The 11,986-nt window shown below is 60.2% G+C and carries 11 protein-coding genes; 6 read left to right on the top strand and 5 right to left on the bottom strand.

The annotated features are described in order from the left end of the window. The first annotated feature begins 190 nt into the window (after positions 1 to 190). From ACOZKU_RS03035 to ACOZKU_RS03025, 3 genes are all read left to right on the top strand, one after another. Positions 191 to 916 carry a GDSL-type esterase/lipase family protein gene (locus tag ACOZKU_RS03035; RefSeq protein WP_421577603.1) on the top strand — a complete coding sequence of 242 codons (726 nt, stop codon included), beginning with the start codon at positions 191 to 193 and terminating at the stop codon, positions 914 to 916. A gap of 120 nt (positions 917 to 1,036) precedes the next feature. Then, positions 1,037 to 2,194 carry a tetratricopeptide repeat protein gene (locus tag ACOZKU_RS03030; RefSeq protein ID WP_421577602.1) on the top strand — a complete coding sequence of 386 codons (1,158 nt, stop codon included), beginning with the start codon at positions 1,037 to 1,039 and terminating at the stop codon, positions 2,192 to 2,194. Between the two features lie 223 nt (positions 2,195 to 2,417). After that, complete coding sequence (locus tag ACOZKU_RS03025; RefSeq protein WP_421577601.1) at positions 2,418 to 3,563, top strand: tetratricopeptide repeat protein; 1,146 nt, start codon at positions 2,418 to 2,420, stop codon at positions 3,561 to 3,563. 478 nt (positions 3,564 to 4,041) lie between these two features. Here ACOZKU_RS03025 and ACOZKU_RS03020 read toward each other — a convergent pair whose 3' ends face one another. Both ACOZKU_RS03020 and ACOZKU_RS03015 read right to left on the bottom strand, forming a co-directional pair. Further along, positions 4,042 to 4,302 (bottom strand): hypothetical protein, encoded by a 261-nt coding sequence (locus ACOZKU_RS03020; protein WP_421577600.1) that lies wholly within the window; start codon positions 4,300 to 4,302, stop codon positions 4,042 to 4,044. Positions 4,303 to 4,576: 274 nt separating this feature from the next. Next, entirely contained in the window at positions 4,577 to 6,337 is a 1,761-nt protein-coding gene (locus tag ACOZKU_RS03015) for a hypothetical protein (RefSeq protein WP_421577599.1), read from the bottom strand. A 39-nt stretch (positions 6,338 to 6,376) separates the two neighbouring features. On the opposite strand from ACOZKU_RS03015, the gene ACOZKU_RS03010 reads away from it, so the two are divergent. Next, positions 6,377 to 6,535, top strand: a complete 159-nt coding sequence (locus ACOZKU_RS03010) for a helix-turn-helix domain-containing protein (protein WP_421577598.1) — start codon at positions 6,377 to 6,379, stop codon at positions 6,533 to 6,535. 862 nt (positions 6,536 to 7,397) lie between these two features. Further along, complete coding sequence (locus ACOZKU_RS03005) at positions 7,398 to 7,790, top strand: tyrosine-type recombinase/integrase (protein WP_421577597.1); 393 nt, start codon at positions 7,398 to 7,400, stop codon at positions 7,788 to 7,790. Between the two features lie 103 nt (positions 7,791 to 7,893). On the opposite strand, the gene ACOZKU_RS03000 is transcribed toward ACOZKU_RS03005, so the two are convergent. Both ACOZKU_RS03000 and ACOZKU_RS02995 read right to left on the bottom strand, forming a co-directional pair. Next, entirely contained in the window at positions 7,894 to 8,277 is a 384-nt protein-coding gene (locus ACOZKU_RS03000; protein ID WP_421577596.1) for a CAP-Gly domain protein, read from the bottom strand. A gap of 47 nt (positions 8,278 to 8,324) precedes the next feature. Next, complete coding sequence (locus tag ACOZKU_RS02995; RefSeq protein ID WP_421577595.1) at positions 8,325 to 9,041, bottom strand: META domain-containing protein; 717 nt, start codon at positions 9,039 to 9,041, stop codon at positions 8,325 to 8,327. 199 nt (positions 9,042 to 9,240) lie between these two features. Between ACOZKU_RS02995 and dxr the strand changes: the two genes are divergently transcribed. Beyond that, positions 9,241 to 10,413 (top strand): 1-deoxy-D-xylulose-5-phosphate reductoisomerase, encoded by a 1,173-nt coding sequence (gene dxr / locus ACOZKU_RS02990; protein ID WP_421577594.1) that lies wholly within the window; start codon positions 9,241 to 9,243, stop codon positions 10,411 to 10,413. Between the two features lie 22 nt (positions 10,414 to 10,435). Here the strand turns inward: dxr and hemA are convergent, their stop codons facing one another. Next, positions 10,436 to 11,650: a 5-aminolevulinate synthase gene (gene hemA / locus ACOZKU_RS02985; RefSeq protein WP_421577593.1), complete on the bottom strand. Its 1,215-nt coding sequence runs from the start codon at positions 11,648 to 11,650 to the stop codon at positions 10,436 to 10,438. Positions 11,651 to 11,986 lie beyond the last annotated feature (336 nt).

Raw genomic sequence — 11,986 nt, 5'->3', positions numbered from 1 at the left:
CGAGGATGTAGGCGAGGTGCTGGAGCGGCTTCCCTCGCCTCTCTGCCTCGTCAAGGATGGCTTCGACGCCCTGCACTCGGGCCTGGCTGAGAGACGCGCCGAAGATGCCGGACGCGCCGACGCATAGAATGGGCTGCGGTTCATGGGATTTCCTTATTGTTTAGGGACAGCTCGTCCGGTACTTATGAGCATGTTGCTCAATTCACGCGCTCTAATATTGTCGTTAAGCCTCTTCGCCGGCTTCGTCCCTTCCGCCGCCTCGTCGCAAGACAAGTGCGATGAGTTGCAGGTAGCCGTTGCGACAACCCCGGTCATTGAGCAGACACCGGGCAAGCTGAAGGCCGCGCGCAATTCTGAAAGGCTATCCGGTCCTGCTGGACTGCTCATCGTCGGAGATTCCATAGCCGCGAACTGGAAGGAGTCCTCCATCACAGACTTTCCCGGCCAAGCCGTAAAAATCTACGGCGTGCGTGGCGAGCGGACGCAAGAGCTGCTTTGGCGCCTTCAGAACCATGCGCCGAAGGTTTTGCCCCAAAACATTCTTCTCGTAATCGGAACCAATAACCTAAGCGACCGGACATCCGAACCTTGCGGGGTGTCGTCCGGCATCGAAGCGGCTGTCGGCGTGATGCGGAAGCTTTGGCCCGCCGCAAAAATACTCGTGCTGCCAATTCTTCCGCGCGGCGAAGGGTACATGTTCCGAGACACGGACCGGCAAGAGGTGAACAGCCTTCTTAGAGCGCGGTTTAGCGGTGACGATCTGATCAAGGTGCTGGAAATAGATGAGAAGGAACTCACTTGTGCGGGGCACGCGATAATCTGTGGCAACTTTAGGCGTGACAACCTTCACCCCACAGACCATGGATATGTTGTGCTTTCGCAAGCTATTGCGGCCAACCTTATCTCACATAAATAGCTATGCTTTTCCTTCTGTTTACTTTGGCGTCGGCAGGCAGGCTTGATGCGTATGTGGGTGCTTGCTAGTTAGGTTGGCAACCGCAAATTGACCTGATTAATTAGAAAGGCTGGCGCTAACATGAATGTCCATAGCTCGACGCCCGGCCCGCTCAAGAGCGCGACATTCGAAATCGTGCCGATGGCAGGCTCTGACAAGGTCGTTATATTCTTCTCCGCGACCGGCGCCAAACCAGGCATATTCAATTTCTGGAGGGAAGGATCAAACCTTCCTTGCAACAAGATATTCATCAACAACGGACCGAACGAGTGGTACCAAAACGGTGTGCCCGGCTTAGGTTGTTCGATCGAAGAAACCGTGACCAGTCTGAAGCGATGGGTCAGTCATCTTGGCGCTCGGCACATATATACGTGCGGCGGCTCGATGGGTGGATATGCGGCCATCCTATTTGGTGCATTGCTTAATGCCCGAGTCCTATCGTTTGCCGCTGAGACGCAACTGGGTATAGAGGCCGCACGAAGTGTCTCGCACATCCACCCCGGTACGCCATTGGTGATTCCAGACCTTCGCCCTCTAATCAGAGAATCCAGAAAGCCGATTTCGTTGTATATCGGCGAAATGGACCCCATTGACGTTTACTGTGCCGCAAACCTAGTCGGGGCAAGTAACCTCGAAATCACGACACTCATCGGCGTCGACCACGCACCCGCACGGTTCATCCGCGATCTTGGACTGCTGCCAGAATTTCTCTCTTGCCTGATAAATGATCGGGCGTTTCCGCAGCTGCCAGCGAATGGATCGGTGCTGACTATGCCCGGGTTCCCAGAAGCCTACCTGAGAACGCTTCAGGCACTGAAGCGGAGTGAATGGGAAATTGCAGAAAACCTCGGCCTCGGCGCGCTCGATCTTCATCCGACATCAGATTACGGCAGGTACATGGTTGCCCTTGCCCAGCACAAGCAGAAGAAAAACGTTGAGGCCCTAAAGAACGCGAGCCTTGCGGCGGCGCTTGCTCGGGATTCGACTGACGAGACCGCGAGGATAAAAGTTCTGCTTGCGGGGTGCGTGCGGGCCATGGGCGACCCGGTAAGAGCCTCCCAGATCTACACGGCGGTTGCGGAGGCCTATCCAGATGAGCATCGCGCCCACTACGGGAAAGGCTTGTGCCATCTCAACATGAAACAGCCTGCAGAGGCCTTGGCTTGCTTCGAAGCGGCCTTTGCGATCCAACCGTCAAACGAAACGTACCGGAAGAAATTGGCTGCGTACCAGCGGTAAGCCCTAAGCGGCTTCCGGCCCAGGCGCATTGCCGGGAGATGCCTGAAGCCGCTCGACATCGGCTCGCCCCGATCGTACCGAAGCCTTTATAAGCGCACAGCGGCGCCGCCCCAAAGTCGCATAGTGGTTTCCTTTTTCGGGTATTTTCAGCAGGGCTCGCTATGGACGATCTAGCGCGGTTTCAGTTAGATCGAATGACCTAAAGCGAGGAGGGAGAGTCAACATGGACATGCCACATCACGGGCCAACAGCGCTTGATGGAGACCACTTTCAGGTAGTCCCGGAGCCAGGTTCCAACAAGCTCGTCATCTACCTTACGGCAACCGGCGCACCGCCACGGATTTATAACTTCTGGAACGCCGGCAACGCAGTCAAAACACACCGCATTTTCGTCAACCACCGCCGCTCTTGGTATCAGCAAGGCGTTCCCGGCCTCGGGGAGACTGTTGAGGAAACGGCCCGAAGCATCAGGGCTTGGGCGGATCACCTCGGCGTTGACGAGATTTACACAGTCGGCGGTAGCATGGGCGGTTATGGGGCTGTGCTTTTTGGTTGCTTGCTCGGCGCCCGAGTCCTCGCCTTCTCTTGGGAGACGGAACTTCACTTCCCCGCAAGCCGGAGCGAAAAGCTTATGGACAAGGGAACGGTCGTTACCTACCCGGATCTGGCGCCGCTGATCGCATCGACGGGAATCCGCGTGTTCACCATCTTCGGGGAAAGGGATGCTGTCGATGCCTATTCCCTGAGCCGGATATTCCACCTGCCCACTGTGCAGGTAAAATCTATGCAGCAGGTCCTGCATGGCCCTCAGAACTACCTTAACAAGAAAGGGCGCCTCATCCCCTTCCTTGAGGCTTTCGTTGATAACTTCGACACGATCCCGGACATGCCGGAATTCGGCGGCATGCTGGAACGCCCGAGGTTTGCAGAATTGTTCTTCCAGACCCATCAGATGCACGCCGCCAAACGGTGGCCAGAAGCCATAGAATCGGGCTGCGAGGCACTGAAAATCCTCCCCACTTCTGACCAGTGCAACTGGCTCGTCGGAGAGGCGTATCTAGGCATGAAAGAGCCGGAACTAGCTTATCCGTACTTCTGTGCGGCCCGATGCTCCGGCGGTACCTCTATCGACTTCTTCATGTCTCACGCAAACTGTTTGCGGCATATGGATGCGAACAAGGAAGCGCTTCAAATTTATGCGCAAGTGGTCAAGAAATGGCCGCTCCAAGCGAAAGGCCACTACGGCGCGGGCCTCAGCCATCTCCGCCTAGGCGATTTCGGCGAAGCTAGCGCCGCGTTCAAAGAGGCTGCCCGGCTTGATCCCAAGAATGAGACATATCGGAAGCGCGCCAAGCAATATTCGCGCTAGCGTCGCCACCGGCAGGGTTCAGGCGCTTCCGCTGACATCCACGGAGCGAAACCTCTGCTCGTTTAGGCGCCGCTCCACCTCGTCCAAGAATATCCGGTAGGCATCCGCCGAACGGTCTTCGCTCGCGCAGACGGAAACGACCGCGACGACGACACGCGCGAGAACCGTCATCAAATCGATTTTTCAATGCCGCCAGATGTCAGAGGTCACCATGGCGATGTTTAGTTTCTCGGACGCTCTAAACGCGCAGGCTCCTATTGGAAGGCCGGCGACTGACAAAGTCCTCTACCGCGAAGGGACATCGTTCATATCGTCGGAAATGATTGCCGAAGCGCTACAATGTAAAGAGCACTGCTTGCCGTACGAGGCGCACGGCAAGCAGTGGAGAGTGACTTGGGTGGGGCGCGACGAAGCGGAACTCTTTGCGATTGCGGGGTGGTGTGGGATGCCACTCACTGTGCGGCTTAGTTGGTGATTGCTACGTGTTCTCGACAATGCCCATATCGGCGGCGATAGCGAGCACCTGGGCGCGGTGCGCGATTATTTCGGCAGGCTGATCGATGCCGCAAAACAACGACCAGTGGCTCATATCGCTATCGCCCTTGAAGGTCAGGCTGCGCGACGAACCAAACGCGATCGGCAACGCGCCGCGCGTGAGGGCCGCCGTAATGGTGACAGTCGCCGAGGTGCCGTCCGTGTCATTGTAGATGGTGAGTGTCCCGGCCGTGCCCGACGTCATCTTGCACTCGACACGAAACAGGTTCCATTTGTCGGGATCAGCAACCGTCAGACTGACGGAGCGCGTGGTGGTGCCTCCCTGGACGACCTGGGCACGGAGGACATTCGACCCTTGCTAATAGACGAGGCAGCCGTAGATGGCGGCTCCACCGTAGGAGCCCATCTGCGTACCGGTATGGTCGTTATCGGCTGATGTGTCCGCATTGCGCGCCAGGGCAAAAAAGGTGAACTCGTCTGTCTCCAAGACCGAGGACTGAAGGAAGTTCGTCGCGCCCTTAAAGCGTGCGACACCGGATGCCGGCAGCTAAGGCGTTCCGACGACAAGCATCTTCGAACGGTCCGCGAGATTGCGGCTGATCTTTGGAATGTTGCCATCGCCGCCGCCGCCCGCCTGCCCCCAGGCAAGCAGCGGCACGCTTTTGATAGCCGGAATGATCTTGGTCGCCACGGCGCGCTTGTTGACGCCCGTGAACTGCTTGAAGGGAAAAACGCCCACGGCAGTGCTCCTTAAGGATGTCGGTGATGGGGTGCATGGTGATCGTGCGCCGAATGCAGGGGTTGCCGAGCTTCGGCCGCCCCTTGAATTCGGGGATATCTTCGAGGTAGCGGCCATGACCGTTGTTGGGGACCGAATGCGGATTATCGACATAACCGCCGGCGTAGACCGTCTGATTGGCCGTCATCGGCAATTCGATCTTTAGGTTCGGGACCTCAAAGCTGTCGCGAAGGTTGACGAACCCGTACAGCCCGTTGGCAGTATCGCGATCGCCGAAGCGGCATACCGTGCTGCCAAAGGTCCCGAAATCGTATTCGCAGGCGCCCTCAAGGGTGTAGTTTTTGCCCGGAACTATGCGCGCGGTCGTGATCGGGTTCAGCGCCCGGCCGGGCGTGCGGAAGGAAACGCCGAGGTTGTCGAGCAAGGCCATGGTGACGCCGATCGGTATCTTCGACAGTTCGAGCGGCGAGAACTTGTTGGGTATCGGGATCACCCAGAACTTGCCATCAAAATAGCCGTCCATCGGGAAAGGCAGGAAGTAATACTCACCCCGGTTCACGTAGTGCGCCACGACGGCATGCCGGATCGCCAGCAGGATATTTCCCGCAAGCGTAAGGTGGCCGTCCGGCGGGATGGGGGTCGGCAGGGCCGCGCTATTCGGCACGTTGGGATGCGCAGAACCATCAGGGATGTCGTAGAAGCTCGGCCCCTCCCAGGACACACCAGCAAGAAACTTGTTCTTTGAGGCGGTCGTGATGTCGAGCATCATGTCGCCCTGCTGCTGCGCGCAGACCATGTCGGTGGTGCCATAGCGGGGGCCGCCAACCTGCGTCATGGTGAAAAAGGCTGTTGCCGTCTGTCCCCACTTCGCATTGAACTTCGCCTGTACCGCAACGCCGAAATTGTTGATCCGCAGCGTGTAGTCGCTGGTGGCGGCGGCCTCATCCGCCTGGCCATGATCCATCGCAATCCAGTCGGCGATCATCGGGTCGGTGTTGCCGACGCCCACGGTCGACGGCGCGGTTCCGTTGAGCCCGGAGACCGCAGCATGGAAGACGTCGCACATGCTTTGGAACCGTGACAGACCGTCGCCGAGAAACACTTCGGACGCCAGGCCGTCCGTTTTCGCGTGGTTCATGGCGACGGTGTAGAATGACGTCTCTGTCATGTTGTGCGGCTTCAGCTGCCAGTCACGGCGCATCCACTGCCAGACGAACTCTTCAGCCGGGTCGGGATGTCCACCGCGGGTATTGTCCGGGTAGCTGCAGGCAAGAGCCTGAGCGTCCGTGTAGATCAGATCCGTATTCGTCGCGCCGATGAAGTGTTCGCGCAATGCGTAGAGGGCGCGGTCTTCACTGTTAAACGTCACGAAGGTCGGCCCGGAATTGACGCACCGGCTGTCCAGGCCGACGGAGAACGAATTGAATTTCCATCCGAGATTGTTGGTGACCTCGGTTGCAGACGCGAAGAGCTTGGCGTTATCGGAGGCAGCGCGGAAGGACTGGCCGGTCTTGGCGCAGAGCACGGCGCCGGTCGTCACCTTTGCGAGGGTCGAGACGTCGCGCAGGGTGACCTACTGATGGGCGGGGATGCAATCGCAACCTATCTCGGCGTGACCCGACGCCAAGTCTACCGCCTCGTCTATGACGAGATTATCCCATCGTTCAAGCTCGGCGGTACTGTCGCTGCGCGCAAGTCCTCGCTCACTACATGGATGCAGGACCTTGAACGGAAGTAGAAGGCGCAATACGGTTCATGCGCCATCAAGATGTAGGGGTCAGAATGGCGACTATCCGTAAGCGGAAATGGACGAATAAGAGCGGCACCCATGAAGCCTGGGTGCTGAATTTCATGGATGCCGGTGGCCAGCGGCACCTAGAGCAGTTTGAGAAAAAGCGAGACGCCGGGGCCCGCCGCGTGGAGGTGGAGGGGCAAGTACGCTCTGGCGCCTTTCGTTCGGAGGTCGCCACAACGACCATCAAGAAGGTATGCGAGGATTTCGAAAAGCTCATGAAGGGCCGCCACGACAGGGGCGAGAAGGTCACGGCCGAATATCTGCAGAACCTCGGCGGGCACCTTTGGAACTATATCGCCCCGAAGGCAGAATGGGGCATCGACCGCAAAACAAAACGCAAGCGCGTAAACTTCAGCGGGGGCATCGGAGAACTGAAGCTGGCCCAACTGACGGCACGCAGGGTAGGGGAGTTTCGCGACAGCCTGCGCGATTTCGGCGTCGGCGTCGCGACGACGCGCCAGATCCTAGGCACGTTGTCGCGCGTCCTCAAAAACGCCGTTATAAACGATCTTGCCGCAATCAATGCCGCCGCCGGCGTCCGCGTCGTAGGGAAGCGGAACGAGGACGCAAGGAAGATCGTCCCACCGAGCAAGGAAGCCATGGTGGCTTTGCTGAAAGCTTCCGAGGGCGACTTCATGGTACGGTTGATCTTCGCCGCCGCTTCTGGTGTTCGAGCCTCAGAAATGTATGCGCTGCGCTGGCGGCATCTCGATCTAAACCATGGCACCGCGACAATCGAGACGCGCGTCGATAGGAAGCGTAACGAGGACACGACCAAGAGCAGGGCAGGTCTCCGGGAATCCCCTTGGGGCAGGCGATCGTTACCGAGCTTAAGAAGTGGCGCTTCAAGACTGCTTTTAACAAGGACGATAACCTCGTCTTTCCAAACGGCCACGGCAACTTCGAGAACCACAACAACATGCGCCGGCGCATATTCGACCCTCTCGTTTCGAAGGTCGTTGCCGATGCTGGCCAAGGCGGGAAGAATTTCAAGCGTTTTGGCTGGCACGCCTTGCGTCACTTCGCTATCTCGACTTGGATCGAGGCAGGCTTGACGCCGACGACCGTGCAGACCTTCGCCGGGCACTCGTCTCTGGCGGTAACGATGGACCGCTATGGCCACCTATTCCCGAGCGAGGCGCACAAGGCGGCGATGGACGGAATTGCCAGCGCTCTGTTCTCCACCAATGGCGCATGAATGGCACATGGCGCCATGTATCGCGTGGGAAATGCGGCCATACGGTCGCATTCCTAATCTGGGGTCCCGCGTTCGAATCGCGGCGGGATCACCATTCCGGAAATCAGACGTCTTCCTTCTCGCGTTCCGGCGTCACCACGCGCGGCTTGGCACGCACCGAGGGAATCATCGACGGCTTGCTGACGACCTTCTTTGGCGGTGGTGCCTTCATGCCGAGCATGCTCTTGATGCGATCGGAAACCAGCGGGCGGAAGCGGCTGGCACGGAAGGGCATGTCGACGGCGCCGTAGCCTTCCGGGCCGTCGTCATTGCCGCGGTGGAGTTCCATCAGCTTGATGCCGTAGAAATCGCCGTCGACATAATGGCGGTAGTTGCCGGCCCAGCGGACCGTATAGATTTGGCCCTTGCGGATGCCCTGGTCGATCGAGACGTTCTTGAAACGGTCGTTGATGCAGACGACCTTCTGGCCGACATGAAATGTAGGCATGCGGTTGTCTCCCTATTGCCAGCGCTGGACCGGAAAGCCCTTCGGGCTCAGCCGGTCTTGCGGCAGTTGACGCCCGGTGCGTTCTCGCCCTTGGTCAGGTCGTAGAGCGTCGCCTCGTCGCCCTTGGTCCACCATTCGTAGCGGCCGCCGGCATATTTGGCGCCGGAGGCGGCCATGACATTGGCGGCGATCAGCGTTTCCTCGCCGATCTTCAGCACGGCGAGCGCATTGGCGCCGGCATTGATATATTCGGCGACGACGCGCTGGTCGGCGTCACACTGGTAGCTGATCGTCTCGCGGGCCACGCTTTGTTCCGGTCCGGGCAGGCGGATGACGATGTCGGTGCTGTTCTTCAGGCCGGAAAGGCGGATGGCGGGCGCGCCTTCCTTGCCGGTGAGATGCAGGATGCCGTTTTCGAGCTTCCACGACGTCACGGTGCCGAGCGCATCGAAGAAATTTTGTTCCTGGTCCATGATGGCGGGGGCGCACATTTTGCGCGTCGCGGCGGCGGGCGCGAAGGCGATGGTACCGTTCTGCACCTTCAGCTTGCCGCGATAGGTGTTGCAGCCGCCATTGCCGCCGTAGGAGCCGTCAGGCTTGATCTCCAGCGTCGTCTGCAGATCATCGATGACGCCGTTGCCGCCGATATCTTCGGCAAGCCAGGCGCCGCCGAGGCCGCCGGGGACCGGCTCGTCGGCATAGGCCGGAGCTGCTGCCGCAAGCACGAGGCAGGCGAGGGTCCAAACTCTCAGGCGTCGATGCACAGATTTCTCCAATCGCGTCGGGCATAAAGGCACGTTGCGGGGACGTTATGGCTGTCCGGGTGAAAAGGTCAAGCGGCGGGTTCCACAAGACCGGAACTGGGACGGTTTTCCGCCGCGCCGATTGGCCATTACCGGCTTGTTGCTGGCGTCTTTCGCCTGTAGAGCCAAGGACAGAACACTAAAAAGCGCGGAAAGCACCATGGCTCTCGATGCGCGGCAGACGCGCCGCATCACCGTTTTAGGCTCGACAGGCTCGATCGGAACCAGCACGCTCGACGTGGTGCGCCAGCTCGGCGGGCGCGAGCGCTACGAGGTCGTTGCGCTGACCGGCAACGGCAATGTCGAGCTCTTGGCCGCCCAGGCGAAGGACTGCGGCGCGAAGCTGGTGGTGACGGCGGACGAGGGCCGCTACGGCGCATTGAAGGATGCGCTTTCCGGCAGCGGCATCGAGGCGGCGGCCGGGCGTGCCGCGCTCATGGAGGCGGCCTCCGGCGATGCGGACTGGGTGATGGCGGCAATCGTCGGCACCGCCGGCCTTGCGCCGACGCTGGCCGCGGCCAAGAAGGGTGCGGATATCGCGCTCGCCAACAAGGAATGCCTGGTTTCGGCCGGGGATCTCTTCGTTCACGCCGTTGCCGAGGGCGGCGGGCGGCTCATTCCCGTCGACAGCGAGCACAGCGCGATCTTCCAGGCCCTGGAGGACGACCAGCGCCACGCCGTCGAACGCATCGTGCTGACAGCCTCGGGCGGGCCATTCCGCACCTGGAGCCGCGAGCAGATGGCCGGTGTGACGGCGGATATCGCGCGCGCCCATCCCAACTGGTCGATGGGCCTCAAAATCTCGATCGGCAGCGCCTCGATGTTCAACAAGGCGCTGGAGATGATCGAAGCGAAACATCTCTTCGACGTCCGGCCCGACCAGATCGAAGTGGTGGTGCATCCGCAGTCGATCATCCATTCCATGGTAGGCTATGTCGACGGATCGGTTTTGGCGCAGCTCGGTGCGCCGGATATGCGCACGGCGATCGGCTATGCGCTGACCTATCCGACCCGCTCGCCGCTCAATGTCGACCGGCTGGATTTCGCAAAGCTGTCGCGGCTCGATTTCGAGGCGCCGGACGAGGCGCGCTTCCCGGCGCTCCGGCTTGCGCGCACGGCGCTGGAACGCGGCGGGTTGCAGGGCGCGATCATGAATGCGGCAGAAGAGGTGGCCTTCCATGCCTTTGTCGGCGGGCGGATCGGTTTCCTGTCGATGGCGGATATTGCCGAGCAGGTCATGGACACGCTGATCCACCTGCCGCCGGCATCGTCCATGGACGATGTCTTTGCCGCAGACGAAGAAGCCCGGCGGGTGGCCGCCGGGCTCATCTGAAACATTCAGGTTTGTCCGCTTATCAGGCGACGGCGCGGGCCAGCGCGCAGCGCGACCACAGCGAATGCAGCGCGCCGACGAGATGCTCGATATCCGCATCGGTGTGCAGCGGCGTCGGCGTGATGCGCAGGCGCTCGGTCTTGCGCGGCACGGTCGGGTAGTTGATCGGCTGGACATAGATGCCGAAATTGTCGAGCAGCAGGTCCGAAATCCATTTGCACTTCGAAGCGTCACCGACCATGACCGGCACGATATGGCTCGGGTTCGGCATGTGCGGAATGCCGTTGCGGTCAAGCGCCGCACGCAGCTTGCGCACGCGCTCTTGATGGGCGAAGCGCTCGATCTGGCTGTCCTTGAGGTGGCGGATCGAGGCGAGCGCGCCGGCGGCAAGGGCAGGCGGCAGTGACGTCGTAAAGATAAAGCCCGAGGCGAAGGAGCGCACGAAATCGCAGAGCGCGGTGGAGGCCGCGATATAGCCGCCCATCACGCCGAACGCCTTGGCGAGCGTGCCTTCGATAACCGTCAGGCGGTGCATCAGGCCTTCGCGTTCGGCAATGCCGCCGCCGCGCGGGCCGTACATGCCGACAGCGTGGACTTCGTCGAGATAGGTCATCGCGCCGTATTTGTCGGCGAGGTCGCAGATGTCCTTGATGGGAGCGATGTCGCCGTCCATCGAATAGACCGATTCGAAGGCGATCAGCTTCGGCGCCTTGGGGTCGGCGGCAGCGAGCTTGGCTTCGAGATCCTTGAGGTCATTGTGCTTCCAGATCACGCGCTCGCATTTCGAATGGCGGATGCCCTCGATCATCGAAGCGTGGTTGCCGGCATCCGAAAAACAGATGAGGCCGGGGATCTTGGAACAGAGCGTGCCAAGCGCCGCCCAGTTGGACACGTAGCCGGAGGTGAAGAGCAGCGCGGATTCCTTGCCATGCAGGTCGGCCAGCTCCTGCTCGAGCAGGACATGGTAGTGGTTGGTGCCGGAAATGTTGCGGGTGCCGCCGGCACCGGCGCCACACTGGTCGATGGCGAGCTTCATCGCCTCGGTGACCTCAGGGTTCTGGCCCATGCCGAGATAATCGTTGGAACACCAGACGGTGACGTCCTTCGGGCCTTCGGCCGTGTAGCGGGTCGCCTTGGGGAAGTTGCCCTTCTGGCGCTCCAGATCGGCGAACACGCGGTAGCGGCCTTCCTGATGCAGGCCATCCAGCTCGTTCTTGAAGAAGTTTTCGAAGTCCATCCGGAGTCTCCTGTCCGGCGAAAACCCGGACATCATCGTCGTTGGCGGTCGTTCAATCGGCTACACCTGAGGCCGGCCTGCTGCAACGATCTCCGCTGCGGCAAATCGGCGCCACCTTTGAACCATTCCAATGTATCTTGGGGGCCCAAAGGCCATTTCCTGTTGATGCATGTCAAGTCTGCACGAAAAAAGGACGGCCTCAACCGCCCTTTTAATCGAACCAGTTTCAGGTTTTTGGTGGAAATCAGGCGGCGGCGACAGCCCGCTTTGCCATGACTTTCACGAGGTTGGCCCGGTACTCCGCGCTGCCGTGGAGATCGGAGAGCAGGTCGGAGG

This window comes from Shinella sp. M31 (assembly GCF_049199205.1).
Lineage (GTDB): Bacteria > Pseudomonadota > Alphaproteobacteria > Rhizobiales > Rhizobiaceae > Shinella.
The sequence above is the reverse complement of the archived record's forward strand: the minus strand, read 5'-3'. Positions and strand labels throughout refer to the sequence as shown.